This is a genomic window from Nakamurella deserti (assembly GCF_003260015.1).
Taxonomy (GTDB): domain Bacteria; phylum Actinomycetota; class Actinomycetes; order Mycobacteriales; family Nakamurellaceae; genus Nakamurella; species Nakamurella deserti.
The window spans coordinates 2,752,049-2,776,848 of the sequence record NZ_QCXS01000002.1; the positions used below are offsets into that span (position 1 = coordinate 2,752,049).

23 protein-coding genes are annotated in these 24,800 nt (G+C 72.0%); 16 read left to right on the forward strand and 7 right to left on the reverse strand.

The window, feature by feature from the left end:
• Nucleotides 1-182: 182 nt before the first annotated feature.
• Both DB033_RS12590 and DB033_RS12595 read left to right on the forward strand, forming a co-directional pair.
• Complete coding sequence (locus tag DB033_RS12590) at nucleotides 183-941, forward strand: DUF72 domain-containing protein (protein ID WP_205843786.1); 759 nt, start codon at nucleotides 183-185, stop codon at nucleotides 939-941.
• Between the two features lie 255 nt (nucleotides 942-1,196).
• The gene (locus tag DB033_RS12595) at nucleotides 1,197-1,943 is read left to right on the forward strand and encodes an IspD/TarI family cytidylyltransferase (protein ID WP_111766978.1); all 747 of its coding nucleotides are present in this window, start codon (nucleotides 1,197-1,199) and stop codon (nucleotides 1,941-1,943) included.
• 128 nt (nucleotides 1,944-2,071) lie between these two features.
• On the opposite strand, the gene DB033_RS12600 is transcribed toward DB033_RS12595, so the two are convergent.
• Genes DB033_RS12600 through DB033_RS12610 form a run of 3 tightly spaced genes read right to left on the reverse strand, consistent with a single transcriptional unit; the run spans nucleotide 2,072 to nucleotide 5,084 of the window.
• Nucleotides 2,072-3,721, reverse strand: coding sequence for a DUF885 domain-containing protein (locus tag DB033_RS12600; RefSeq protein ID WP_205843787.1), 1,650 nt, complete (start codon nucleotides 3,719-3,721; stop codon nucleotides 2,072-2,074).
• Nucleotides 3,718-4,722 (reverse strand): LLM class flavin-dependent oxidoreductase, encoded by a 1,005-nt coding sequence (locus DB033_RS12605; protein WP_205843788.1) that lies wholly within the window; start codon nucleotides 4,720-4,722, stop codon nucleotides 3,718-3,720. Before DB033_RS12605 ends, DB033_RS12600 begins: the two co-directional genes overlap by 4 nt.
• Nucleotides 4,722-5,084, reverse strand: a complete 363-nt coding sequence (locus tag DB033_RS12610; RefSeq protein ID WP_111766981.1) for a TIGR04076 family protein — start codon at nucleotides 5,082-5,084, stop codon at nucleotides 4,722-4,724. Before DB033_RS12610 ends, DB033_RS12605 begins: the two co-directional genes overlap by 1 nt.
• Before the next feature lie 114 nt (nucleotides 5,085-5,198).
• Here DB033_RS12610 and DB033_RS12615 point away from each other — a divergent pair, with 114 nt between their 5' ends.
• Nucleotides 5,199-6,035, forward strand: coding sequence for an alpha/beta fold hydrolase (locus DB033_RS12615; RefSeq protein ID WP_111766982.1), 837 nt, complete (start codon nucleotides 5,199-5,201; stop codon nucleotides 6,033-6,035).
• A gap of 39 nt (nucleotides 6,036-6,074) precedes the next feature.
• Here DB033_RS12615 and pdxA read toward each other — a convergent pair whose 3' ends face one another.
• Together pdxA and DB033_RS12625 are read right to left on the reverse strand one after the other, a co-directional pair.
• Nucleotides 6,075-7,085, reverse strand: a complete 1,011-nt coding sequence (gene pdxA, locus DB033_RS12620; RefSeq protein WP_111766983.1) for a 4-hydroxythreonine-4-phosphate dehydrogenase PdxA — start codon at nucleotides 7,083-7,085, stop codon at nucleotides 6,075-6,077.
• Complete coding sequence (locus DB033_RS12625; protein WP_157970661.1) at nucleotides 7,082-8,491, reverse strand: four-carbon acid sugar kinase family protein; 1,410 nt, start codon at nucleotides 8,489-8,491, stop codon at nucleotides 7,082-7,084. The genes pdxA and DB033_RS12625 overlap by 4 nt, the downstream gene beginning before the upstream one ends.
• A 243-nt stretch (nucleotides 8,492-8,734) precedes the next feature.
• Here DB033_RS12625 and DB033_RS12630 point away from each other — a divergent pair, with 243 nt between their 5' ends.
• The 10 genes from DB033_RS12630 to DB033_RS12675 all read left to right on the forward strand — a co-directional run bounded on the left by DB033_RS12630 (nucleotide 8,735) and on the right by DB033_RS12675 (nucleotide 19,118).
• Nucleotides 8,735-10,399, forward strand: a complete 1,665-nt coding sequence (locus DB033_RS12630; protein ID WP_111766985.1) for an ABC transporter substrate-binding protein — start codon at nucleotides 8,735-8,737, stop codon at nucleotides 10,397-10,399.
• A gap of 3 nt (nucleotides 10,400-10,402) precedes the next feature.
• Complete coding sequence (locus tag DB033_RS12635) at nucleotides 10,403-11,335, forward strand: ABC transporter permease (RefSeq protein ID WP_111766986.1); 933 nt, start codon at nucleotides 10,403-10,405, stop codon at nucleotides 11,333-11,335.
• A gap of 114 nt (nucleotides 11,336-11,449) precedes the next feature.
• Nucleotides 11,450-12,433: an ABC transporter permease gene (locus DB033_RS12640; RefSeq protein ID WP_111766987.1), complete on the forward strand. Its 984-nt coding sequence runs from the start codon at nucleotides 11,450-11,452 to the stop codon at nucleotides 12,431-12,433.
• Nucleotides 12,434-12,589: 156 nt separating this feature from the next.
• Complete coding sequence (locus tag DB033_RS12645) at nucleotides 12,590-13,501, forward strand: ABC transporter ATP-binding protein (protein WP_111766988.1); 912 nt, start codon at nucleotides 12,590-12,592, stop codon at nucleotides 13,499-13,501.
• Nucleotides 13,498-14,415 carry an ATP-binding cassette domain-containing protein gene (locus DB033_RS12650; RefSeq protein WP_111766989.1) on the forward strand — a complete coding sequence of 306 codons (918 nt, stop codon included), beginning with the start codon at nucleotides 13,498-13,500 and terminating at the stop codon, nucleotides 14,413-14,415. The genes DB033_RS12645 and DB033_RS12650 overlap by 4 nt, the downstream gene beginning before the upstream one ends.
• Before the next feature lie 89 nt (nucleotides 14,416-14,504).
• The gene (locus DB033_RS12655) at nucleotides 14,505-15,482 is read left to right on the forward strand and encodes an aldo/keto reductase (protein ID WP_111766990.1); all 978 of its coding nucleotides are present in this window, start codon (nucleotides 14,505-14,507) and stop codon (nucleotides 15,480-15,482) included.
• Nucleotides 15,479-16,288: an HpcH/HpaI aldolase family protein gene (locus DB033_RS12660; protein ID WP_111766991.1), complete on the forward strand. Its 810-nt coding sequence runs from the start codon at nucleotides 15,479-15,481 to the stop codon at nucleotides 16,286-16,288. The genes DB033_RS12655 and DB033_RS12660 overlap by 4 nt, the downstream gene beginning before the upstream one ends.
• Nucleotides 16,285-17,481 (forward strand): sialidase family protein, encoded by a 1,197-nt coding sequence (locus DB033_RS12665; protein WP_205843789.1) that lies wholly within the window; start codon nucleotides 16,285-16,287, stop codon nucleotides 17,479-17,481. The genes DB033_RS12660 and DB033_RS12665 overlap by 4 nt, the downstream gene beginning before the upstream one ends.
• 24 nt (nucleotides 17,482-17,505) lie before the next feature.
• The gene (locus tag DB033_RS12670) at nucleotides 17,506-18,429 is read left to right on the forward strand and encodes an AEC family transporter (protein WP_111766992.1); all 924 of its coding nucleotides are present in this window, start codon (nucleotides 17,506-17,508) and stop codon (nucleotides 18,427-18,429) included.
• 17 nt (nucleotides 18,430-18,446) lie between these two features.
• Nucleotides 18,447-19,118, forward strand: a complete 672-nt coding sequence (locus DB033_RS12675) for an SDR family NAD(P)-dependent oxidoreductase (protein WP_111766993.1) — start codon at nucleotides 18,447-18,449, stop codon at nucleotides 19,116-19,118.
• Between the two features lie 478 nt (nucleotides 19,119-19,596).
• Here the strand turns inward: DB033_RS12675 and DB033_RS12680 are convergent, their stop codons facing one another.
• Nucleotides 19,597-20,088, reverse strand: a complete 492-nt coding sequence (locus tag DB033_RS12680; RefSeq protein ID WP_111766994.1) for a DUF1453 family protein — start codon at nucleotides 20,086-20,088, stop codon at nucleotides 19,597-19,599.
• A gap of 353 nt (nucleotides 20,089-20,441) precedes the next feature.
• On the opposite strand from DB033_RS12680, the gene DB033_RS12685 reads away from it, so the two are divergent.
• From DB033_RS12685 to DB033_RS12695, 3 genes are all read left to right on the forward strand, one after another.
• A complete protein-coding gene (locus DB033_RS12685) occupies nucleotides 20,442-21,050 on the forward strand; it encodes a TetR/AcrR family transcriptional regulator (RefSeq protein ID WP_111766995.1) in 609 nt (202 codons plus the stop codon).
• Nucleotides 21,051-21,211: 161 nt separating this feature from the next.
• Complete coding sequence (locus DB033_RS12690; RefSeq protein ID WP_111766996.1) at nucleotides 21,212-21,916, forward strand: GntR family transcriptional regulator; 705 nt, start codon at nucleotides 21,212-21,214, stop codon at nucleotides 21,914-21,916.
• 205 nt (nucleotides 21,917-22,121) lie between these two features.
• On the forward strand, nucleotides 22,122-23,576 hold the full coding sequence (locus DB033_RS12695) for a mannitol dehydrogenase family protein (protein WP_111766997.1): 1,455 nt from the start codon (nucleotides 22,122-22,124) through the stop codon (nucleotides 23,574-23,576).
• Between the two features lie 63 nt (nucleotides 23,577-23,639).
• Here DB033_RS12695 and uxuA read toward each other — a convergent pair whose 3' ends face one another.
• Nucleotides 23,640-24,761: a mannonate dehydratase gene (uxuA, locus tag DB033_RS12700; protein ID WP_111766998.1), complete on the reverse strand. Its 1,122-nt coding sequence runs from the start codon at nucleotides 24,759-24,761 to the stop codon at nucleotides 23,640-23,642.
• Nucleotides 24,762-24,800: the final 39 nt, after the last annotated feature.

The window sequence follows — 24,800 nt, forward strand, 5'->3', positions numbered from 1 at the left end:
GCGATGTGCCGACGCCCGGGTCCGGCAGCACCGAGGACACTCCTGCGGGCCCGCCGCCGGCCGCGAGAACCCGGCCCGGGCGGAGGCACCGGACGCCCGGCACCGGGAACCGGATCCGGCCACCGTCGACAGGCCAGGTCGGTTCGGTGCTCACCGGCCCCCCGACGTCTACCGTCGAACTCGTGACGGAACCGGGTTCGACGGATGCCGCTGTCGGTGGCGTCAGGGTCGGGCTCTGCGGGTGGACGATCGCGCAGGCGTCGTACGTGCGCCGCTTCCCTCTCGTAGAGGTGCAGCACACGTTCTACGAACCACCCGCGGACGCGATGCTGGCCCGCTGGCGGGCCGGTGTCCCGCCCCAGTTCGAGTTCACCGTCAAAGCGTGGCAGTTGGTGACCCACGAGTCGGGCAGTCCCACCTACCGTCGGCTGAAACGACCGCTGCCCCCGGAACACCGTGGGCAGGTGGGTGGCTTCCGGATCTCGCCGCCGGTGCTCGCGGCCTGGGAGCGGACGCTGGAGTGCGCGCGCGTGCTGCGGGCCACCGCGATCCTGCTGCAGTGCCCGAAGAGCTTCCGGCCGACCGCGGTCGACGTCGACCGGATGCGCACGTTCCTCACCACCGTCGAACGGCCCGCTGCCCGCCTGCTGTGGGAACCCCGCGGCGACTGGCCCGCGTCGCTGATCAGCGAGTTGTGCCGTGACCTCGACCTGGCCCATGTCGTGGACCCGATGCAGACGGAGACCGTGACGCCGGAACAGACCTATTACCGGCTGCACGGCACCAGTGGCATGCGGCACGTCCACTCCGACGAGGAGCTCCGCCGCCTCCGCGACGCGGTGGCCGGCCGACCCCACCCGTACGTGCTGTTCAACAACCTGCCGCGCGCCACGGACGCCGAGCGGTTCCTGGCCGTGCTGGACGGCCGCGCCGGGGTCTGAGGTGCGCTGGACCGTGGCCGACCATCCCGGGACCATCGACAGGCAGCGGCCCCGGTTCACCGGCGGAGAGGACCCGGCGGCGGCGCGGCACCACCGGAGCCTCCCGCGCCGCCGCGGCGTCGGAAGCGTCGGCATCCGGCAGTTCGAGTCAGGACCTCACCGGACCGGCGGAGAAGCGCCTCTGGACTACCATTCCCGTACCGTCCTCCGGCGACGGCCGGACGGCCCACCCACGAACCTCGAACGGAACCGGCCATGCATCCCGCCAGCGACGACGGCGCCGGCCGGCTGCCCCGGGTCGCCGCGGTCGTGCTCGGGGCCGGCAGCGGCTCCCGGGTCGGCAGTGTCCACAACAAGGTGTTCCTGCCCCTGGCCGGCCGCCGGGTCATCTCCTGGAGCTTCGACGCCTTCATCCGGGTCCCGTCGATCCGCCGGTTCGTCATGGTGATCCGGGACGCCGACCGCGCGCTCGCCGAGCAGACCGTCGACACGGAAGTACCCGACGTCCCCGTCGAGATCATCGTCGGCGGAGACACCCGGCACGAGTCCGAGTTGGCCGCGCTGCGCCACCTCGAGCCCGCGATCCGTTCCGGGGACGTGGATGTGGTGCTGGTCCACGACGGCGCCCGGCCGCTGATCTCACCCACGCTGACCCGGGAGCTGATCGACGTCGCCGTCGAACACGGGGGCGTCTTCCCCGGTCTGGAGACCGACGAGATCCGTTACCTGCTCCCCGACGGGACGCTCGACACCGGCCGGGTGCCACGCATGATCCGCGCGCAGACCCCACAGGTGTTCCGCGCCCTGCCGCTGCTCCAGGCCTACGAACGGGCCGCTGAGGACGGCTTCGTCGGGACCGACACCGGCGTCTGCTTCCAGCAGTACCGCGACGAAGCACTGCTCTACCGGACCGGCGACCCGCGCAACATCAAGATCACCTACCCCGACGACCTCGTCACCGCAGAAGAGATCCTGCGGCACGCCCGGTTCCGCATCACCTGAGGCCCGGACCCCGCTCCCCGGTGGTCGGAGCGCGGACGCCCGTCCGGTCACGTCGGCGGCCGTCGCCACCGCTGCGGACCGCGCTCCCGGAGCGCCCGGCCCGGTGGGCCGGTCGCGTGGACCCAGGGTCAGTGGCCCAGCACCAGGTCGCGCATCGGACCCAGCCCCATCGGCCCCCGGCGCAGCGTCTCGGTGTGGAACCGGCGCGCGTCGAAGTCGTCGCCCTGCCCGGCTCTCGCCGCCGCCAGCGTCTCGGCCCAGAGCCGCGCACCGACCCGGAAGGCCAGGGCCTGGGCCGGCCAGCCGAGGTACCGGTCGACCTCGAACCGGGCCGACCGCTCGTCGACCCCGGCGGCGTCCACCAGGAAGCGGACGCCGACCTCCGGGGTCCAGCGGGTGGCGGTGGTGACACCGTTGTCCGCCGGGATCGGCAGGTCCAGGTGCAGGCCGGCGTCGATGACGATCCGTGCGGCCCGCCACGCCTGGCCGAACAACATCCCGAGCCGCTCCCCCGGGCTCCGCAACAACCCGATCTCACCGGCGTAGGACTCGACGTGGTGCGCCCAGCCCTCCACGTACCCGTGCACGTGACACAGCGCCCGCTGCCACGGATGCAGACCCGGCGCGGTCAGCGCGGTCACCGTCTGCAGGTGATGACCGGGGATGCCCTCGTGGTGCACGGTCGTCACCTCCCGCCAGGTACGGGTCACTGCGTCCCCGGGCGGGCGGGTCCAGAACACCCGGCCCGGCCGGGTCAGCAGCGCATCCGGCGGTGTGTAGTACATGACCCCGCTGGTCGCCGCCGAGATCCGGCACTCGGGCAGCCGCGCCGCCGGGGGCAGGTCGAAGTGCACTCCGTCGACGCTGTCGGCGATCTCGCGCATCCGGGAGTCCAGCCACCCGGCGAGGGCGTCGCTGCCGCGCAGGTGGTACGCCGGGTCGGCGTCGAGCACGGCCACCGCCGCCTGCACCCCGTCGGGACTGATCGTGGCCGCCACCGCGGCGATCTCACCCCGGATCCGGCGCAGCTCCGACCACCCCCACGCGTAGGTGTCGTCGAGGTCGACGGTGCTGCCGAGGAACGCCGATGCGGTCACCGCGTACATCTCACGGCCGACGGCGTCCGGCGCGGTCGCCCGCGGCAGCAGGTCGGACGAGAGCATGTCCGCGAACGCCGCCGTCGCCGCCGTCGCCCCGGCGGCATCACGGACCAGACGCCGCCGCAACGGATCCGGCACGTCCGCCCGCGCCACCAACCGGGGGTAGAAGTCGTCACCGGCCGGGTCGATCCACGCGCGGCACTGCGCCACCACCCCGGCGATCTGCCGGGGCGCCACCAACTGCCCGCGGTCGGCGGCCCGCCGCAGGGTCTCACCGTAGCCGGCGAGTGCGGCCGGGACCTCCGCCAGCGCCCGGCCGATCCGTTCCCAGTCATCAGGGGTCCCGGCGGGGAGATCATCGAAGGTCTCCCGGATCAGGTGCACCGGAGTCGCCAGCGGAGCCAGCAATCTCGGGGTGAATCCGCTGTCATACAGAGCGATCTCGCTGGCGGTGCGCTCGGCCAGCGCGGCCGCGAGCGTGCGGTCGGCGATGTCGCCGGGCTCCACCGCGGCCAGGGCGGCGTGCGCCCGGCGGGCGGCCTGCTCCCGGCTGTCGACGGCGTCGGGTGACGTCTGCGGCACCGACCATGCCGGTTCGCGGCCGACGAGGGCCGCCGCGTCCCCGTCGGTGGCGGCGAGGTCGGCCAGGTAGCGGTCGGCCACCGCGGCCGCGGTCACGAGCGCCACTCCGCCAGCGCCGGCAGGACGGCCGTCCCCAGCAGCTCCACACCGCCGAGATCGGTGAGACCGTGCGGCGTTCCGAATTCGACCCGGGCGGCACCGGCTTCGAACAGTCCGGCCGCCTGTGCCGCGACGTCGTCCGGGGCGCCCGCGAAGGCGAAACGGTCCAGCACGTCGTCCGGGATGAGCGCGCCGGCGGCGTCGGCGTCACCGTCGCGGAGGGCGCTGCGCACACCGGTCAGCAGCTCGTCGGCCAGGTCCACGGTCGGGTCGAGCGCGCCGACGACGTCGAGGTACATGGCGACCTCGGTACGAGCCCGGCGGCGTGCCGCCCGCCGGTCCCGGTCGACCACCGTCACCGCACCGGCCACCACCCCCACCGCGTCCGGCGTCCGGCCCGCGGCGACCGCGCCGGCCGAGAGCCGCTGCCGCATCACGCCGACCATGTCCGGGTTGGCCGAGCCGCCGATCTTGACCTCGTCGGCGTACCGGGCCGCCACCGCCGACGCCTTCGGTCCCCACACCCCGAACAGCAGCGGCATTCGCGGGCGGCGCCGCGGGAACGCGAAGCCGAAGCCGGGCTCGATGCCCAGAACCGCGCCGCGGTAGCCGGTGTCGTCACCGGCGAGCAGCCGCCGGATGATCTCGGCGCTGTCGGCGAGCCGGTCCAGGCCGTCGGCGGTCGAGATGCCGACCCGGTCGAGCCAGGAGCCGCGGGCCAGCCCGACGTATCCGCGTCCGTCACTGGCGATGTCGAGAGCGGCCGCCTGCCCGGCGATCTCGACGGGGTGGGTGGTGAACGGGTTCCAGCAGGCCGCGCCGATCCGGATCCGTCGGGTCGCCGCCGCGATGGCGGTCAGCGCCATCAGCGGCGGCTGGTAGCCCAGGTCGGAGAACACGCTCATGCCGTCGAAGCCGAGTTCCTCGACGCGTGCCGCGAGCCGGGCGTAGTCACCCGCGGTCTTGTCGGTCTGCACGGCGATGCTGACGGACCCCATCAGGTCAGCTCGTCGGTGAGGTGCTCGACCAGCGGCCCGCGCTCGATCCGCATGATGAGCCGCTCCTCCGGGTCGGGGCAGGCCACCTCGCTGTCCCGGCTCATCCAGTCACCCGGATCGGTGGCTCGCTGCTTGGCGGCGATCATCGGCAGCACGCACGAGAGCGCGTAGAAGCAGAAGTGGCCGCCGTTCTCCACCCGGAGTTGGTTGCTTCCGGTCACGGTGAAGGCGTCGCCGGGCCGGTGGCCGCAGACCGAGCGGCCCTCGATGCGGTCGACGACGACCCGCAGGTCGTGCAGCGCGGTCACCGCAGCGGTGGATGGATCGGGGGCCGGAGCGGGTACCGGGTCAGGTCGGGACATGCGCCCACCCTAGGAGGCCGATCCCGGCCATCCGCGGGCGGGACCGCACCGAACCACCACCACCGGACTGCAGCAGCGTCGGTCCGGATCGCACCACCGACGGAAGGCACACCCATGCCCGAGATCACCGCGCACCACGGCCTGTTCAAGAACACCGACCTGCACGTCGACGACACCGGCGGCCCCGGCCGTCCGGTCGTCCTCATCCACGGCTGGCCGCTCTCCGGCGAGTCGTGGAAGAACCAGGTACCCGCCCTGGTCGACGCCGGCTACCGCGTCGTCAGCTACGACCGGCGGGGCTTCGGCCGCAGCGACAAGCCGCTGACCGGCTACACCTACGACACCCTGACCGAGGACCTGCACACCCTGCTCACCGAGCTCGACCTGACCGACGTCACCCTGGTCGGATTCTCGATGGGCGGCGGCGAGGTCGCCCGCTACTTCTCGCTGTACGGCGACGAGCGCCTGCACAGCGTCGTCTTCGCCTCCGCCGTCCCGCCCTTCCTGATGCAGGGCGAGGACAACCCGGACGGCCCGTTGACCGCCGCGGCCGCCGCCGGGATGAGCACCGGCCTGGCCAAGGACGAGGACGCCTTCTACGACCGGTTCACCACCGAGTTCTTCTCCGCCGACGGCGTTCTCAAGGTCACCGAGGAGCAGCGCCAGGAGGCACTGGCGCTCGCGCACCAGGCCGACAAGCGGGCCGCGCTGGCCTGCATGGAGGCCTTCGGCACCACCGACTTCCGGGAGGACCTGACGAGGGTGACGGTGCCGACCCTGGTCATCCACGGCAGCGCCGACGCCACCGTGCCGTTCGAGGGGTCCGGGCAGCGCACCCACGCCGCCATCCCGGGCAGCGAGCTGCACGTGATCGACGGTGCGCCGCACGGTTGCACGGTCAGCGACGCCGACGAGTGGAACCGCGTCGTCATCGGGTTCCTGGCACGGTGATCCGGGCGGGCGCCCGGTCCCCCCGGGCGCCCGCATCCGTCAGGCGACCGCCGGTTCCGGCGCCATCTCGACGGCCTGGCGCAGCGCCTCGAGCATGCTGCCCGGATCGGCGATGCCCTTCCCGGCGATGTCGAAGGCGGTCCCGTGGTCCACGGACGTCCGGATGACGGGCAGCCCGACGGTGATGTTGACGCCGGCCTCCAGACCCAGCACCTTCACCGGGCCGTGCCCCTGGTCGTGGTACATCGCGACCACCAGGTCGTAGTCACCGCGGCCGGCCAGGAAGAAGGCGGTGTCGGCGGGAACGGGCCCCCGGGCGTCGATCCCGTCGGCCTGGAGCACCTCGATGGCCGGGGTGATCTTCTCGGCCTCCTCGCCACGGCCGAACAGGCCGTTCTCGCCGGCGTGCGGGTTGATCGCGCACACCGCGATCTTCGGGTTGCTGATGCCGGAGTCGACCATCGCCCGGTGGCCGCGGCGCACGGTGCGCTCGACCAGGCCCGGCTCGATCTTGGCAATGGCGTCGATGAGCCCGATGTGCGTGGTCACGTGGATGACCTTGACCTTGGGCGTGGACAGCATCATCGACACCTCACCGGTGCCGGTCAGCGCGGCCAGCAACTCGGTGTGCCCCGGGTAGAGGTGGCCCCCGGCGTGCAGCGCCTCCTTGTTCAGCGGCGCCGTGCAGATGGCCTGCACCTTGCCCGACATCGCCAGTTCGGAGGCGATACGGATGTACTGGAACGCGGCGTCACCGGCGATGGGCGACAGCACGCCGAACGGGAGGTCCGCGGGGATCAGGTGCGGGTCGATGACGTTGATGCGGCCCGGCGTGAACTCGGCCTGCCCGATGTCGTCGATCTCGACGAGCGTCACCGCGCCCGTGAGCCCGCACAGGTCGGCGGCCCGCTGCAGCCGGGCGGTGTCGCCGATGACGACGCAGCGGGCGTTGTCGACGACCTCGGTGGCCAGCAGGGCCCTGACGACCACCTCCGGGCCGACGCCGGCCGCATCGCCCATCGTGACGGCGATGAAGGGGTTCTTGGTCATGCGGACTCCTCGGGAGGGTGGGGTGGAGCGTCTTCACGGATGGGACGAGCAAGGGGGCCGACCGGCGGGACTGCGGCGGTCGCACCGACCACGGCGCGGACGGCGGAGACGAGGTGGCGCAACGAGTCCCGGTCGCCGAAGCTGCCCGGTCGGGTGGCGACGGCGCGGCCGGCGTCGTCACGGCACACCACGGCACCGTGGTGGACCTGCGACAGTGGCCGGAGCCTGGTGACGCCCAGGCGGTCGAGGACCGCACGGGCGGTCTCACCGCCGGTGAGCACCAGCCCCGCCGCCCGCTCCGCGGTGGCGGCGACCACGTCGGTCAGCGCGCGGGAGATGGTGCGGGACGCGGTCGCGTCCACGGGACCGGTCGCGTCCACGGCGACCACCACCTCGGGGCCGTCGGCGGCCGCGATGCGCGCCGCGAGGGCGTCGCGCACCGCGGGGTCGCCGGCCGCGGCGATCAGCTCGGCCGGGGACAACAGCACCACGGTCGACCCCGGCCCGAGAGCGGCCAGCTGAGCGGCGATCCCGGGTGCGGCACTGCCGACGACGGCGAGCACGGTGCCCCCGGCACGCCGACGGCCGGTGGTGTCGGAGCCGGCCCGAGCGGTGGTGTCAGCCGTGTTCTGCGCGTCGGCGGCGGCGGTGTGGTGGGCGGCGTCCGGTCCGGGCGACTGCGGTCGCGCGGCCAGGGTGCGGGCGGCGGCCGCGGTGATGCCGGCGCTGCCGACCAGCACCGGGCGGTCCAGGTGCGCCACGGCCGCCGCGATCCGGTCGAGGTCGTCGTCGGTCTCCGCGTCGCACACCGGAACCGCTCCGGCGGCGAGGATCTCGCCGATACGGGTGTCGAGATCCCCGCCCCGGACGGTGTCCAGGGTCAGGGTCTCGGTGTTCATCGGTGCGAGGGCGTGCGCGACCGTGAGCGGCCCTGGGCCGACTTCGGCGCGCCACACGTCGGTCTCGTGCAGCAACCGGTCACCCACCCACACCCGCCCCGCGCGGACGGTGCGGCCGGCCGCCGGGAGCGCCGGCGCCACGACGAGATGCGGACGCGTGTCCCGGACGGCCTGGAGTTCGGCGGCCACGTTGCCCCGCAGCAGGGAGTCGATCTTCTTGACCAGGACCGGGACCCCGCCCAGGGTGGCCATCGCGTCCGCCACCCGCCCGGCGGCGACGTCGCCGGCGACCTGGCGGCTGTCGGTGTCCACGACGTGCACGTCGACCGGACCAGCCGGGGCGGTCGGGTGGGCCGGGCCCGCGGGACGGGCCGGATGGGCCACGGCAGCCGCTCCCGCTCGCGCACCGAGACTGACGGTGATGCGCGTTGTGCGCAACAAGAAGCCCGCTGCGGACTCGACGGCACCGGACAGGTCGTCTGCGATGACAGCGATGGTGGGCGTCACGCGGGACCTCCTGTCAGCGTCGATCGGAGTGGAGAGGCGGTATAACGACTCGGTAAAGGGGGTCAGGTGCGGTGGAGCCCCTGCCGGGGACGGAACACGGACCTGCACGGTCCGCTGCACGTCTTGCGTGGAAAACGCTACGGCACTTGCGCATTGTGCGCAAGGGTGTGATGATGGACGCATCACGGCAATGGGGCCCGTCCGGGTCGGCCGTCCACACTCACATCTGATGGGTAGGTTTCGATGACTTCCACTGATCCGACGGCCGTGAACACCACGAACCCGTTGCTGTCGCGCCGGTCCCTGCTGCGCTACGCCGGCCTCGCCGGCGCCGGCGCCCTGTTGGCCCCGACCCTCGTCGCCTGCGCGGGTGCCACCGGCACCACCCCCAGCTCGACCCCCAGCGCCGCGGCGGCGACGGGCTCGGCCACCGGCGGCGGCGCGGCCGGCGGCACCGGTGTCCTCAACATCGCGCTCAACCGCAACCTGGTCAGCCTGGACAACAAGCTCAACCAGTTCGACGCCGCGGTCACCGTGCAGCGGGCGGTCCGCCAGGCGCTCACCGCCATCGGCGACGACCTGAAGCCGCAGCTGGTGCTGGCGGAGTCGTTCGAGGCCACCAGCCCGACGGTGTGGACGGTCAAGCTGCGCTCCGACATCAAGTACAGCGACGGCACTCCCGTCACGGTCGAGGACGTCGAGACCGCCCTGAAGCTGTACTTCGAGGTGCCCGCCGGGTACGTCGCCACCCAGTTCACCGAGCAGCCGGCCTTCGCCAAGGTCGACGACACCACGTTCACGCTCACCACCAAGGTCCCGGTCGTGACGCTGGACAGCTCGATGAGCAACATCCTCATCACGCCGGCCGCGGCCAACAAGGCGGAGGAACTGCAGACCGGCGTCGGCACCGGCCCGTTCGTCGTGGCGTCCGCCGACTCCGGCACCGGCACCTACAAGCTCACCCCGAACCCGAACTACTGGGGCACCGACAAGGCGCAGGCCTCCGAGGTCAACGTCAGCTACAACGAGGACGAGTCGAGCCGCGTCATCGCCCTGGAGACCGGCCAGATCGACGTCATCGACACCATCACCCCGGACTCCGCCACCTACCTCAAGGGCAAGGACGGCATCGAGGTCATCGAGACCCCGGGCACCCGGCTGATCCACCTCTTCTACAACTTCCGGTTGCCGGCCGACCACCCGATCTCCAACCCCAAGGTGCGGGAGGCGCTCTCCTACGCCGTGGACAGCGAGACCCTGATGTCGACGCTGATGAGCGGTCAGGTCTCCAGCGCCGAGGGTGTGGTGCCCAAGACGCTGGCCGGGTTCGCCCAGACCGGCACCTACTCCTACGACCCCGAGAAGGCGAAGTCGATGCTGGCCGCGGAGGGCGTCAGCGACCTGAGCCTCGTGGTCATCTGGGAGGAGTCGGAATTCGCCGGCGCCGCCCAGGTCATGGAGGCCCTGGTCACGATGCTGGGCGAGGTCGGCGTCACCCTGCAGCTCACCCAGATCCCCAAGGGTGGCGAGATCGCCGCCTGGCGCTCGGGCGAGAAGTCCGGTGACTGGCACATCCTCGGCAACGGCTACGGCAACCAGACGGGTCTGGCGTTGACCAACCTGGTCGGCATGTACGCCGGCACCGCGGAGAAGGAGGCGAACAAGGAGAGCTACCACGGCTTCGTGTTCCCCGAGATCACCGAGGTCATCGCCGCCGCCGGTGCCGAGTCCGACGAGACCAAGCGCGATGCGCTGCTCGCCGACGCCCAGGAGAAGATCTGGGCGGAGTGGCCGGCGATGTGGGCCTGGACCCCGAACAACGTGCTGGCCAAGCGCACCACGGTCGGTGGGCTGAACCTGCGGGCGATCAACTCCTACGACCTGTCCTCCGTGACGGTCTCGAGCTGACCCATGGCCCGGTACCTGCTCAAGCGGCTCGGTCAGAGCCTGCTGACGGTGTTCCTCACCGTCACCACGGTCTTCGTCCTGCTGCGGCTGCCGGGCGGCGACATCGCCTACAACTACGCACCTCCCAACCCGACGCCGGCGCAGCTGGACACGGTGCGCCGTGCGTTCGGGTTGGACCAGAGTGTGCTCAGCCAGTACTGGACGTTCCTCACCAACCTGGTGCAGGGCAACGTCGGTGACTCGTTCAAGTTCCGCGAGTCCGCCCTGACGGTGGTGCTGGACCGACTGCCCTACACCATCACGCTGGCGGTCGCGGCGATCGTGGTCACCGCGATCGTCTCGATCCCGCTGGGTGTCTGGATGGCGCGGCGCAACAACACCGCCCGCGAGACGACGGCGAACATCTTCACCATCGCCGGACAGTCCATGCCGGACTTCTGGATCGCGTTCATGTTGATCATCGTGTTCTCGGTCAATCTGGGCTGGTTCGACTCGTCCGGCTTCGCGCAGACCTCGTCCATCGTGCTGCCCACCATCACCATCGCCATCCTGCAGATCGCGCTGATCAGCCGGCTCGTGCGCCGCGAGATGGTCAGCAACCTGCAGGCCCCCTTCGTCAACATCGCCCGGGCCCGCGGGGTCAGCGAACGGAGACTGACCTGGGGCTACGCGTTTTCCAACTCGGCCATCCCGGTCGTCACCGCACTGGGCACCCGGTTCGCCGCCATGCTCAACGGTGTCGTGATCGTCGAGGTCGTCTTCCAGTGGCCCGGCGTCGGATCGCTGGTCGTGGAGGCCCTCAAGACCCGGGACCTGCCCCTCATCCAGGCCACCGTGCTGGTCACGGTCATCCTGGCGCTGATCGTGCAACTCGCCGTCGACCTGTTGTACCCGGTGATGGATCCGCGCGTCCGACTGGGAAAGGCCGCCCGATGAGGACCGCACGACGACACGAGCGCAGCCAGGCCCGCAGTGCGCGACGAACCGGGTGAGAGGACGCCGCCTGATGACGAACCCCCCGTACACGCCGATCCTCCGAGGAGGGCACCGATGAGCACCGCTGACATCAGCCCGCAGGTCACCGAGGATCCCGATCTCGGCCGGCCGATCACCGACCCGGCCGCGGCCCCGTCGACGTCGGCCCTGCAGGGCCGCACCGAGCGCCCCTCCGTGGTGTCGAAGAAGCAGCTGAAGCAGTCGGGCGCGGCACGTAAGAGCCGCTACGCCTCGATCAAGATGTGGATCGGCGCGTTCTGCGCCGGGGTGGTCATCATCCCCGTGGCGCTGGCCCGGGTGCTGCCGCTGAGCGACCCGACCAAGACCAACCTGCGGGAGTCGATGCTGCCGCCGCTGACCGGCGGGCACCTGTTCGGCACCGACAAGAACGGCCGCGACCTGCTGGCCCGTGTCCTGTTCGGTGGCCAGACCTCGCTGCTGATCGGCATCCTCGCGATCGTGGTGTCGGGCATCGTCGGCATCTGCGCCGGTGCCGCGGCCGGCTACTTCGGCGGCTGGGTGGACACCCTGATCTCGCGGTTGCTCGAGGCGCAGATGGCGCTGCCGCTGCTGCTGATGCTGCTGCTGGTGGTCGCCCTGTTCGGTCCGTCGATCCCGGTCATCACCATCGTCATCGCCTTCGCGCAGTGGCCCGAACCCGCCCGTATCACGCGCGCCCTGGTGCTGGTGGAACGCGAGAAGCCCTACGTGGCAGCGGCGCGCGTGCTCGGACTGAGCCGGCTGCTGATCATCCTGCGCCACATCATCCCGAACATCCTGAGCCAGGCGATGGTCGTGGTCTTCCTGCTGCTGGCCCAGGCCGTGCTGCTGGAGAGCTCACTGTCGTTCCTCGGCGCCGGCGTGCAGCGGCCGTACCCGACCTGGGGCGGCATCATCGCCGACGGTCAGGGCCAGGTCGTCCTCGGCGGCTGGTGGCTCGTGACGATCCCCGGTCTGATCATCGCCCTGCTGGTGATCGGCGTGAACCTGCTCGGCGACGGTCTGCGTGACCGCAGCCGCAAGCTCAAGGCGGCCTGACATGCGAGTCGACGACAGGGCGAGGACACGAGCGAGCGCCCGATGGCGCCGATCCGATGAGGACATGAGCGAGCGCCAGCGAGCGAGGGCCGGAATCGGTGAGAAGCCGAGCAACGGGCACAGCGAGCGAGGCCCGGAGCACCGAGGAGCGAGCCGATGAGCACAGTCCTGAGCACCGAGACCGATTCCAGCGCCCCCGTCCTCGACGTGCGGGAACTGCAGGTCGAACTGATGACCAACCGCGGCGTCATCCGCGCGGTGGACGGGGTCTCGTTCTCCATCCACCGCGGTGAGACCGTCACGCTGATCGGCGAGTCCGGTTCGGGCAAGTCCACCACCGCCATGGGCATCCTGCGGTTGCTGCCCGACGAGCTGGCCGTGATCTCCGGCCACGCGACGATCAAGGGCCACGACGTGGTCGGCAGCCGCAAGGAGATCGACCAGCTCCGGGGCCGTAGCGTCGCGCTCATCCCGCAGGATCCGATGACCGCGCTGAACCCGATCCGCACCGTCGGCCGGCAGATGGTCGAGGCCATCCGCATCCGCCGTCCCGAGCTGAGCAAGGCCGCGGCGTCCGACCGGGCCTTGGAGCTGCTCACCCAGGTCCACATCCGGGAGCCGCAGAGTCGGCTGAAGGCCTACCCGCACGAACTGTCCGGCGGCATGCTGCAGCGCGTGCTGATCGCGATGGCCATCTCCGCCGAGGCGGAGCTGCTGGTCGCCGACGAGCCGACCTCCGCGCTGGACGTCACCGTCCAGGCCGGAATCCTCGACCTGCTGCTGGAGCTGCAGGAAACCACCGGCGTGGCGATCATGATGATCACCCACGACCTCGGCGTCGCCCGGCTGATGAGCGACCGCATCCACGTGATGCGGGCCGGGAAGTTCGTCGAGAGCGGCGAGGCCGAACAGATCGTCGACTCCCCCGCCGAGCCCTACACCCAGGCGTTGCTGGCCGCCATCCCGGACCTCGGTCCGTGGAACGACCCGGCGCTGGAGCACCCCGAACTCGCGGCCGAGGCCGCCGCGGCGGCCGTCCGCGCGCACGCCCAGGAGGCTTCGGTATGAGCACCCCCCTGCCCGCCGCCGCACCGGCCGACAACCTGCTGACCGTCGAGGACCTCGTCGTCGAGTTCCCGGTGGCGGCCGGCACCTTCCGCGCCGTGGACCGGGTCAGCTTCACCGTTCCCCGCGGCGGCACGCTGGCCGTCGTCGGGGAGTCCGGCTGCGGCAAGTCCACGATCGCCCGCACGCTGGTCCGGCTGAACAAGCCGACCTCGGGCACCATCACGTTCGACGGCCAGGAGATCGGCGGTCTGACCGAGAAGCAGCTGCGGCCGATCCGGCACCGCATCCAGATGGTGTTCCAGGATCCCTACGGCAGCCTGGACCCGCACCTCACGGCGCAGCAGATCGTCGCGGAGCCGATCCGGATGCGCGGCGGTGCGAGCAAGAGCGACATCGCCGCGAAGGCGGCGCATCTCATCGAGCGGGTCGGTCTGCCGATGACCGCGCTGGCCCGCAAGCCCGCCGAGTTCTCCGGCGGCCAGCGGCAGCGCATCGGCATCGCCCGGGCGCTCGCGTCCGAGCCGGACCTGCTGGTCTGCGACGAGGCCACCAGCGCGCTGGACGTCTCCGTCCAGGCCCAGGTGCTGGACCTGCTCGCCGACATCCAGCGCGAGACCGGGCTGACGTACCTGTTCATCTCACACAACCTCGGCGTGGTGCGGGCGATCTCGCAGCAGACCGTGGTGATGCGGTCCGGCCGCATCGTCGAGTCCGGACCGACCGACCAGGTGCTGTCGTCGCCGCGCGAGGAGTACACCCAGCGGCTGCGGCGGTCGGCGCTGGAGCCGTCCACCATGCTCGGGCGCAAGCCGAGGGCCGTGGTCCGCGCGATCGCACTGGCCCGCGCCGCCGAGAACGAGACGCTGGCCGCGGAGGACGCCGCCACCGCCGTCACCACCGCCAAGGCGTCCTGAGCGCCCTGACCACCCGCCGGTCCCCGACCGGCGGACTCGACGTCGCGCCACGACCCCGGGGTCGCGGTACGACAGGAAACGAGGACCGAATGAAGTACCTGGATCTCGCCGGTGTTCCGGTGCGGCAGTCCCAGCTCGTGCTGGGCACCATGACGTTCGGCGACACCGCCGACGCCGACCTCGCCCAGCGGATGGTCGACGCGGCCCTCGCCGCGGGCGTCACCTCGCTCGACACCGCCAACGGTTACGCCGGCGGGAAGTCCGAGGAGATCGTCGGTGACCTGCTCAAGGGCCGCCGCGACAAGGTCGTGCTGGCCACCAAGGCCGGCATCTACGAGGGCGACGCCGGCGGTGCGCCGCTGTTGTCCGCCCTGGGCCTGCGGCGCTCGCTCGAGGGCTCGCTGCGCCGGCTCGGCGTCGACGACGTCGACGTCTACTACCTGCACAAGCCCGACCGCTCGGTGCCGCTGGCCGAGACGCTCTCCACGCTGGCCGATTTCGTCCGCGAGGGGACCGTCCGGTCCATCGGCGTCAGCAACTACTCCGCCTGGCAGATCGCCGAGATTCTGCAGATCTGCGACGAGGTCGGGGCGCCGCGACCGGTGCTGGCCCAGCAGATGTACAACCTGATCGCGCGTCGCCTCGAGGACGAGTACGTCGAGTTCTCGATGACCCACGGTGTCGGCACCATCGTCTACAACCCGCTCGGCGCGGGGCTCCTGACCGGCCGGTACTCCCTGGACACGCTGCCGACGGAGGGCCGGTTCGGCTCCGCGGCGATCGCCGGGATGTACCGCGACCGGTACTGGAACAAGGAGAACTTCGAGGCGGTGGACAAGCTCTCGCGCATCGCCGCCGACCTCGGCGTCGGCCTGCCGGAGCTCGCCATCCGCTGGTTGCTGTCCAAACCGGTGGTGACATCGGTCCTGATCGGAGGATCCAGAGTGGAACAGATCGAGGCGACCATCGCCGCGGCCGACAACGGCCCGCTGCCCGACGACGTCATCACGGCGTGCGACCAGGCGGGCGAGCCGCTCAAGGGCACGATGCCGGCGTACAACCGATGACCGGCGGCGGATACGAGGCGGCGACCTCGCAGGTGTCGTCGGTGCACCAGTCGTTCGCGGCCCGGTTGCGCAACCGCGAGCAGATCGTCGGATACTGGATCACGCTCGACTCACCCGTCTCCACCGAGCGGATCGCGCGGCTCGGCTACGACTACGTCGCCTTCGACGCCCAGCACGGGCTGCTCGGCTACAACGGGCTGCTGACCGGCCTGATGGCCGTCGACGCCGGCCAGCGGGCCGTCGGCGTCGTCCGCGTCGGCAGCAACGACCTGTACCAGATCGGCCGGGCGCTGGACGCGGGCGCCGCCGCGGTCATCGTGCCGCTGGTGGACAACGCCGAGCAGGCCGCCGCCGCGGTCAGCTACACCCGGTACGCACCGGGCGGGCTGCGCTCGTACGGCCCGATGCGCTCCGCGCTGCGGATCGGCCCCAACCCGGCCGACGTCCAGGACCAGGTCGCGGTGATCGCCATGATCGAGACCGCCGACGGCCTGGCCAACGTGGAGAGCATCTGCGCCACGGCAGGTCTCGCCGGCGTCTACATCGGACCGTCGGACCTGACGCTGTCGTTGGGTGGTACCAGCTCCACCGACACCTCGGTGTCCGAGGAGTTCGAGGCGGCCCTGACCCGGGTGCGGGAGGCGGCGGCCGCCGCGGGCATCGCGGCCGGCATCCACAACCCCACCGGTGAGGCCGCCGCGAAGCGGCTGGCGCAGGGCTTCACCTTCGTCTCGGTGGCCTCGGACCTGACCCACCTGGAGCTGATCGCCAAGAGTCATCTGGGCGCCGCGCGGGGCGGGCAGTGACCGCCGCCGCGACGCTGCCCGGCACGACCGACGGGGTCGTCCGCGACGCCGGTCCGGGCCGCCGGGAGGCCTACCTCCCCACGGCGACGGTGCAGAGCCACGCCGCGAACCTGATGCAGCTGCCCGACGGCACCCTGGGGTGTGTCTGGTTCGGTGGTACCCAGGAGGGCGTGCCCGACATCTCCGTCTGGTACTCCCGTCTCGTGCCGGGCTCGGATCGGTGGACGCGACCCGAGCAGCTCTCGGACGACTCCACCCGCTCCGAGCAGAACCCGATCCTGTTCGTCGCCCCGGGCGGCGACGTCTGGCTGATGTACACGGCGCAGTTCGCCGGCAACCAGGACACCTCCGAGGTGCGGTGCCGCGTGTCCACCGACGGTGGCCTGACCTTCGGCCCGGTCCGCACGATGATCCCGGCCGGTGCCGGCGGCGGCGTCTTCGTCCGGCAGCCGCCGGTCGTGCTGCCGGACGGCCGCTGGGTGCTGGGCGTCTTCAACTGCGTCAGCGTGCCCGGCGAGCGGTGGGTCGGCAACGTCGACACGAGCTCGGTGTACAGCTCCGCCGACCAGGGTGCGACCTGGACCGAGACGCCGGTGCCGGACAGCGTCGGCGCCGTGCACATGAACCCGGTGCCGCTCGCCGACGGCGACTTCCTCGCCGTCTACCGCAGCCGCTGGGCCGACCACGTCCACGCCAGCTGGTCGACCGACGGGGTGCAGTTCTCCGCGCCGGTGCCGCTGGCGCTGCCCAACAACAACAGTTCGGTGCAGGCCGTGGCACTGGCCGACGGCCGGGTGGCGATGGTGTTCAACAACTCCAGCGCCGCCGACGCCACCGACCGGCGGGTCTCGCTCTACGACGAGATCGACGACGACGGCCTGGCCGACGTGGCCGAGCCGCAGGTCCTGACCGACGCCGGATCCGCCGAGCGGACGGCGTTCTGGGGTGCACCGCGGGCCCCGATGACGCTGGCGATCTCCTCGGACGGGGGCCGGACCTGGCCGCTGATGCGCGATCTCGAGGTCGGCGACGGCTACTGCATGACCAACAACTCCCGGGACGGCCTGAACCGGGAGTTCTCCTACCCGTCGATCCGGCAGGGCGACGACGGTTCGCTGCACATCGCGTTCACCTACTTCCGGCAGGCGATCAAGTACGTGCACGTCGACCTCGACTGGATCGATCAGGGCTGAGGTCGACACGAGGACGAGCGCGACGTGGGCGGCGTCCTCAGCGGTTTCGCGGTCATCGGGACGGTGGTCGGGATCGGCTACCTGCTCGGCCGGTGGTCGGTGCTCGGCCCGCACGGCCGGGACGTGCTGTCGGCGTTGACCTTCAACGTCGCCAGCCCGGCCCTGCTGTTCCAGCTGATGTCCGCGTCCGATCTCGGCGTGATGCTGTCCACACCGCTGCTCGCGCTGGTCATCAGCACGCTGGTCTGCGCGGCGGTGTACGCGACGGTCGGGGCGGTGCGGCGCTGGGGCGTCGGCCGCACCACCATCGGCGCCCTGCTGGCCTCCTACGTCAACTCGGGCAATCTCGGCATCCCGATCGCGGTCTACGTCCTCGGTGACGCGACCCTGGTGGCGCCGGTGATGCTGTTCCAACTCGTCGTCTACACCCCGATCGCGCTGACCGTCATCGACGCCGCGCAGAGCGGGGCACGGCGCACGTCGATCTGGAAACTGCTGTCCACGCCGCTGCGCAATCCGGTGGTGATCGGCGCGTTCGCCGGGGTCGTCGTGTCGGCCACCGGAGTGCCGTTGTGGCATCCGCTGGCCGACGCGGTGGAGCTCATCGCCGCGATGAGCGTGCCGGCGATGCTGCTGGCGTACGGCATCTCGCTGCGCGGCGCGGAGGCCCCCGGGCGCGGCGGCAACCGCGGGCCGCTGTGGCTGGCGGTCGGGCTCAAGACCGCCGTGCAACCCACGGTGGCCTGGCTCATCGGGTCCCTGGTGTTCGACTTCGACGCCCGCACCCTGCTCGGGGTGGTGGTGCTCGCGGCGCTGCCCGCCGCGCAGAACATCTTCACCTACGCCTGGCGGTACGACACCTCGCTCACGTTGGCCCGCGACGGCATCCTGCTCACCACCACCCTCGCCCCGATCGCGCTCACCGCGGTCGCGGCGCTGCTCGGCTGACCCCTCGGAGGCCCTCCTTGACCGACACACGCACCCTGGTGACCGGGGTCAGCTCCGGCATCGGCCGGGCGATCGCCGAGCGGCTGATCGCCGACGGCCGCCGGGTCGTCGGGATGAGCCGACGTCGCGGCGACCTGCCCGGCGACCACCTGGCCGTCGATCTCACCGACACCGCGGCGGTGCGGACCGCGACCGCCGACCTCGGCCCGCTGGACGCGATCGTGCACGCGGCCGGGTTACAGCACTCGGCCCGGCTCGGCGCACTGGACGACGCGGCGTTCACGGCCATGTGGCAGGTGCACGTGGCCGCCGCGGCGGCGCTCGCCGACAGCGCGGCGGCGTCGGTCGTCGACGGCGGCCGGATCCTGCTGATCGGCTCCCGCACCGCGGTCGGCGTGGCCGGCAAGAGCCAGTACGCCGCGACGAAGGCGGCGCTGCAGGCGATGTCGCGAGCCTGGGCGGCCGAGTTGGCGCCACGACGCGTCACCGTGAACGTGCTCGCGCCGGGGCCGACCCGCACCCCCATGCTCGACGATCCGCACCGGGCCGCCACTCCCCCGCTGTCGCCGCCGCTGGGCCGGCTGGTCGAGCCCTCCGAAGTGGCCGACTACGCGGCGTTCCTGCTCGGCCCGGGCGGGGCGATGATCACCGGCCAGCACCTGGTGATCTGCGGGGGCGCGTCGCTCTAGGGCGCGCGACCGGCAGCCGGTCGAGGCGTCGGTGGCGGACGGCCCGCAGGACGGCCCGCAGGACGGCCCGCAGGACGACCGCGACGACGACCGCCGTGCTGCCGAGGGCTCTGGGTAGCCGATCCGCTGGACGTCGGGGAACGGGGTGAGGTACCGGCCACCGGCCGGCTCCGGACGAGGGTGCAGGCGATCCAGGCGGCCGGCCCGGCGAAGGCCCAGCTGACGGTGCGGCGGTCCGGCCGCGTCCGGGGCGGAGGAGCCGTGCCTGACGAGGGACGCCCGGGGCGATGTCGTGGAAGCCGCGACTGGCCACCCGTTGCCCACCGTCCGGGGCAGGTCGTGGATGAGCACCGGTTCGGAGACGAGCCCCGTCACGATGAGTGTGAGGAGAGCGCGAACCCCGGGACACGCCAGAACCCCCGGTACCACCGACGGGACGCCCGTCCGTGGCGCTGGATGCGGTCAGCAGGTCATCGGGTCATCGGGTGACGCCCGCGATTCCGCCCGCGGGCTGTTGCGCGGCGAGGCGCTGGGCGCGGCGGTGGATGAGCTGGGCCTGGATGGCCATCATGACCGCGAGCATCAGCAGGACCTCGCCGATCCCGCCGTTCTCGCTGACGTGGGCGAAGTAGGCGACGGTGCCCAGCACGAACTTCGAGGCGATCAGCGCGAGGAACAGCGACACGGTCAGCGTGGTGCCCTGGCTCCAGATCCGGCCGTCCTCGACCCAGAGCCGGGTGAGACGGCCGCGGACCTGCCCGACGATCAGGCTCAGCAGGAGGCTGATGACCAGGAACGTCACGGCGAGGCCGGTCGGCGGCAGGTGCAGGCCGCCGCTGATCACCCCGGCGACGCCGTAGATCAGCGCCAGCGTGAACCGGGTGCGGGCGACGACCTGGTGCCGGCGGGTCTGCTGGTACACGGCGTAGCCGGTGAGGGCGAGGACGCCGAGCAGTTCGTAGATCGACATGGCAGCTTCCGGGTGGCGGGTGGGCGGCGCCGCGCGCTGCGGTGTCGCGTGTGTCGCGGTGGTGGCCCCGGCCCCGCCGGCCGGGACCGACGACGTTGACCGAAGGGTGTTTAGGTTAGCAACCGCGGGCGCCGGCGGACAGAGGCCGATGCGACCTGCGACCCGGCTGACGCACGCGTGCACCGCGGGGGACCCGCCGACCACGGACGACTCCGGCGCTGGGCCTGCCGGCGGGGCCGGACAGCCGTCGGAGTCGGCTTGGATGGGGTCATGCACCGTGACGCCGCCCGCGCTCCCACCGCTCGGGCGGCGCGCCCGCTCCGCCGTCCCGGGCCGGCCGCCGGTGGTCGACGGTGACCGCGGACGGGTCGGGAACGCCGCGGCGACGGCGCAACCCCCGGGGACGCGGTGGCCAGCTGGCCGAGGACATCCTCGACGCCGGCCGGCAGATCATCGAGGAGACCGGCGACGAGGCGCGGGTGACGCTCAGCGAGATCGCGCGCCGGCTGGGCATCGCCGTGCCGTCGATCTACGACCACTTCCCGGGGGTCGGCGAGATCTGCCGGCAGGTGGTGGTCCGGGCGTGGGCCGAGCACGATCGGGCCGTGACCGCCGGTGATCCCGGCGCGCCGCCGCGCGAGCAGATCCGCGACTTCGCCCACGCCTACGTCGCCTTCGCCCGGGAGCGGTGGGGTCTGTACCGCGTGCTGCACTCGCGGTCGTCGCCGTCGGCGATCGTGGAGGTCGGCGAGGCAGCGCTGGCCGGCTTCTCGCGGTTGGTCGACGCGGTCGCACTGGTCCTCGCCGTCGACGCGCGCTCGGCGCAGGCCTGGGACGCCGCGGTGGGGCTCTGGATCCAGCTGCACGGGATCGCCAGCCTGCCACCGGTGCACCCCCGCTTCCCCTGGCCCGACGACGACCGTCTCATCGAGGCCGCCCTGCGCCGGTCGTGTGTGGACTGACCGACCGCCGTCCGCACCCGGGCAGCCGGACGCGGGCGGGGAGCAGCCCGGGCGGAGCCGTCGGGCGGACGCCGGCGTACCGCGTCCCGGCGGCGGACGGCCCCGCTCCCACCCTCCCGGGCGCCGCCTGCACATCAGCGCTGGCGTACTAAATTGACGGGATGGCCGGCGCTTCCCGCAGCAACCGACGGATCGTCTACGAGACGCTCCGCCGCAGGATCCTGACCCTGGAACTCCCGCCCGGGGCGGCACTCTCGGAGAACGAGCTGGCCGCCGGACTGGGCGTCTCCCGGACGCCGATCCGCGAGAGCCTGATCCTGCTCGCCGACGAGGGCCTGGTCCAGGTCTTCCCCCAGGTGGGAACCTTCGTGTCCCGGGTCGACGCGGCCAAGGTGGTCGACGCCCAGTTCATCCGGGAGGCCATCGAACTCGCCTCGTTGGAGGACATGCCCGACGAGCCGGATCCGGACGCGGTCGCCCGGCTGCGCGCCAACCTCGCGCAGCAGCACTCCCCCGACCTCCCCGTGGAGGACTTCTTCGCCCTCGACGAGCAGTTCCACCAGGGACTCCTGGGCCTCAGCGGGCACGCCAGCGTCTGGCCGACGGTCGTCGCGGCCAAGGGACACCTCGACCGCGCCCGCCGACTGGGGCTGCAGGCCAACGAGTCGACCATCCGCTTCGCCGACGAACACGCCGCCGTGCTGGACGCGGTGCTCGCCGGCGACCGACCCACCGCCCAGGACCGCCTGCGGGTGCACCTGCGGTCGGTGTTCGGTGACATCGAGACCATCCGACGGCGCTCGCCCGAACTGTTCGCCGTCTCCGACGCGGTACCCGTCCGGCGGAGCGTCGCCGTCTGGGAGTGATCCCGCGCGGTTCGCCGCCTCCGACGCGGTACCCGTCCGGCGCAGCGTCGCGATCCCGACGACTTTTCAGTGGCAGGGCTGGCCCCCACTTGTATACTAGCTCTGTATATCTCACGCGCCCTGCGCGATCCGGCGCGAGACCCTCGACGACGAAGGTGGACATGACCCGCACCCCTCGACGCCCCGCAGCGACCCGGCGCCCGGCATGACCCCCGCGCTGGGCCTGGCCGCCCTCTCCGCGCTGACCACGGCACAGCGGCCGCTGGTCGACCCACGCGAACTCCGCTCCCGCGTCCTGCACATCGGACTCGGCGCCTTCCAACGGGCCCACCAGGCCGTCTACACCGAGGCCGCGACGGCCGCCGCCGGTGTCGGCTGGGGCATCGCGGGCGTCGCCCCCGGATCGGCGGCCACCGTCGAGGGCCTCCGGGCGCAGGACAACCTCTACAGCGTCACCGATCTCGCCCCCGACGGGGCCAGCACCCGTGTCGTCGCCGCCTTCACCGAGGCACTCCGGCTGCAGCCGGACGCCGACCGCGTCCGGGCGCTGTTCACCTCCGACGACCTCACGACGGTCACCCTCACCATCACCGAGAAGGGCTACCACCGCCGCGGCGACACCGGCGGTCTGGATCTGACGTCGGCGGCGATCGCGGAAGACCTGGCCCGCACCGCCGACGACAGGTCCGCGCACACCGTCGTCGGGGCGCTCGCCGCCGGGCTCGTCGCCCGGTACCGGGCCGGCGGCGCACCGATCGACATCGTGTCCTGCGACAACATGACGGCCAACGGGGCCGCCACCGCGCGGGCGGTCCGCGAGTTCCTGACCGCCTCGTCGTTCGCCGACCGGGACGCCGTGCTCGCCTGGTCGCAGACATCCGTCGGCTTCCCGAACACGGTCGTCGACCGCATCGTGCCGACCACCACCGACGACGACCGCACCGCCGTCGCGGCCGCCCTGGGGGTGACCGACCGGATCCCGGTGGTCGGAGAGCCGTACCGGCAGTGGGTGCTCGAGGACTCCTTCGCCGCACCCCGGCCCGCCTGGGAGCTCGCCGGCGCGGGCTTCGTCGACGACGTCGCGCCCTATCAGCTGATGAAGTTGCGGATGCTCAACGGATCCCACTCGGCCATGGCCTATCTGGGGCTCGCCGCCGGCTGCCGGACGGTGGCCGACGTGCTCTCCACGTCGTGGGGCGAGAAGCTCGTGCGCGGGCTGGCCGCCGAAGTCGCCCCGACGCTGCCCGGCGCCCTGGACGTCCCGGCCTACACCGACGCACTGGTGGCCCGGTTCTCCAACCCGTCGATGCGGGACCAGCTGCGCCGCATCGGTTGCGACGGCTCCCTCAAGGTCGGTGAGCGCTGGTTCGGGGTGCTGCGCCGGCTCGGTGCGTCCGGTGCGCCGGTGTTGACCCTCGCGCTGGCCGGATGGGTCAACGCGACCCGCCCCGCCGCCGACGGCGGGCAGTGGTTCGGCACCACCGACCCGGCGGGTACCGCACTGGCCGAGAACTGGCGCGACGCCGACGATCCCGTAGCCGTCGTGGCCGCCCTGCTCCGCACCGCCGGCGCCGACGACCTCGCCGGCGACGCCGAGCTGGTCCGCACGGTCGCCGCGCTGCTGCCGGCCGTGCAGGCCGGGCGCATCGACCTCCCCTGACCGGGGCCGGAACGACGGAGGGCGCGCACTCCGCGGAGTGCGCGCCCTTCGGATGTCGGCGGATCAGCCGCGGTGGTTCACCGTGTCCCAGACCCCGAGCAGGTACTGGATGCCCAGCGCCCGGTCGTAGAGGCCGTACCCGGGACGTGGCCGCCGCGTGGTGTTCTCGTCCCACAGATGGCGTCCGTGGTCGGGCCGGATGTACCCGGTGTAGCCCGCCTCCGCGTAGGCCTTCATGATCCCGACGGTGTCGACGCTGCCCTCGCACGCCCGGTGCGCCACCTCGGTGAAGTCGCCGTTGTCGAAGTGCTTGATGTTGCGGACGTGCGAGAAGTGGATGCGGTCCATGTAGGTCTTCACCGCGTCCACGGCGTCCTGCTCCGGGTTGGCCGAGAACGACCCCAGGCACAGCGTCAGCCCGTGGTACGGACTGTCGTTGAGCGACAGCACCGTCGCCAGATCCTTCTTCGACGACACCACCCGGGGCCAGCCGAAGAGGTCGAACGGCGGGTCGTCCGGATGCACGCCCATCTTGACGCCGAACTCCTCGCACGTCGGGATGATCGCGTCCAGGAAGTACCGGTAGTTGCGGTACATGTCGTCGTGGGTGACGCCCTCGTACGCCGCGTTGAGCTCGCTGAACCCGGCCAGCCGCTCGGGCTCCCAGCCGGGCAGGGTCAGACCGCCGGCGTTGAGCTCCATCTCGGCGATCAGGCTCTGCGGCGACATCTTCTCCACGACGGCCTTCTCGTAGAACAACGCCGTCGAGCCGTCCGGCAGCGGGTGCCAGAGGTCGGTGCGCAGCCAGTCGAAGACAGGCATGAAGTTGTAGCAGACCACCCTGACCCCGGCCCGTCCGAGCCGCTGGAGAGTGGTGATGTAGTTGGCGATCGCCTCGTCGCGGCTGATCCCGAGGACGGTCCTGCCGAGTTTGATCGACTCGTGGACGTTGACCGACTCGACGACCTCCGCGTCGAAGGTGCGGGTCACCCCACGGGCTGCGGCCGCGTCCGTGATCGTGGTGATGCGCCGCATCTCGGCCTCGATCTCGGCGGTCTCCCACACTTCGCCGGCCGCCTTGTGGTGCAGGCTCCAGACGATCGTCTCGACCCCGGGGATCTGCCGGATCTCGTCCAGCGTCACCGTGTCGTTGCCCTCGCCGTACCAGCGGAAGCCCATCTTCATCGTCGTGTTCCTCGCAGTCTCGGGTTCCGCCGCGTCGTC

What these genes read in the sequence shown, in the direction of transcription:
- DB033_RS12595 (WP_111766978.1), top strand. Translation starts at nt 1,197, where the DNA reads ATGCATCCCGCCAGCGACGACGGCGCCGGCCGGCTGCCCCGGGTCGCC.
- DB033_RS12605 (WP_205843788.1), bottom strand. Translation starts at nt 4,722, where the DNA reads ATGGGGTCCGTCAGCATCGCCGTGCAGACCGACAAGACCGCGGGTGAC.
- uxuA (WP_111766998.1), bottom strand. Translation starts at nt 24,761, where the DNA reads ATGAAGATGGGCTTCCGCTGGTACGGCGAGGGCAACGACACGGTGACG.
- DB033_RS12660 (WP_111766991.1), top strand. Translation starts at nt 15,479, where the DNA reads ATGACCGGCGGCGGATACGAGGCGGCGACCTCGCAGGTGTCGTCGGTG.
- DB033_RS12680 (WP_111766994.1), bottom strand. Translation starts at nt 20,088, where the DNA reads ATGTCGATCTACGAACTGCTCGGCGTCCTCGCCCTCACCGGCTACGCC.
- DB033_RS12610 (WP_111766981.1), bottom strand. Translation starts at nt 5,084, where the DNA reads ATGTCCCGACCTGACCCGGTACCCGCTCCGGCCCCCGATCCATCCACC.
- pdxA (WP_111766983.1), bottom strand. Translation starts at nt 7,085, where the DNA reads ATGACCAAGAACCCCTTCATCGCCGTCACGATGGGCGATGCGGCCGGC.
- DB033_RS12635 (WP_111766986.1), top strand. Translation starts at nt 10,403, where the DNA reads ATGGCCCGGTACCTGCTCAAGCGGCTCGGTCAGAGCCTGCTGACGGTG.
- DB033_RS12645 (WP_111766988.1), top strand. Translation starts at nt 12,590, where the DNA reads ATGAGCACAGTCCTGAGCACCGAGACCGATTCCAGCGCCCCCGTCCTC.
- DB033_RS12690 (WP_111766996.1), top strand. Translation starts at nt 21,212, where the DNA reads ATGGCCGGCGCTTCCCGCAGCAACCGACGGATCGTCTACGAGACGCTC.
- DB033_RS12695 (WP_111766997.1), top strand. Translation starts at nt 22,122, where the DNA reads ATGACCCCCGCGCTGGGCCTGGCCGCCCTCTCCGCGCTGACCACGGCA.
- DB033_RS12630 (WP_111766985.1), top strand. Translation starts at nt 8,735, where the DNA reads ATGACTTCCACTGATCCGACGGCCGTGAACACCACGAACCCGTTGCTG.
- DB033_RS12650 (WP_111766989.1), top strand. Translation starts at nt 13,498, where the DNA reads ATGAGCACCCCCCTGCCCGCCGCCGCACCGGCCGACAACCTGCTGACC.
- DB033_RS12640 (WP_111766987.1), top strand. Translation starts at nt 11,450, where the DNA reads ATGAGCACCGCTGACATCAGCCCGCAGGTCACCGAGGATCCCGATCTC.
- DB033_RS12615 (WP_111766982.1), top strand. Translation starts at nt 5,199, where the DNA reads ATGCCCGAGATCACCGCGCACCACGGCCTGTTCAAGAACACCGACCTG.
- DB033_RS12655 (WP_111766990.1), top strand. Translation starts at nt 14,505, where the DNA reads ATGAAGTACCTGGATCTCGCCGGTGTTCCGGTGCGGCAGTCCCAGCTC.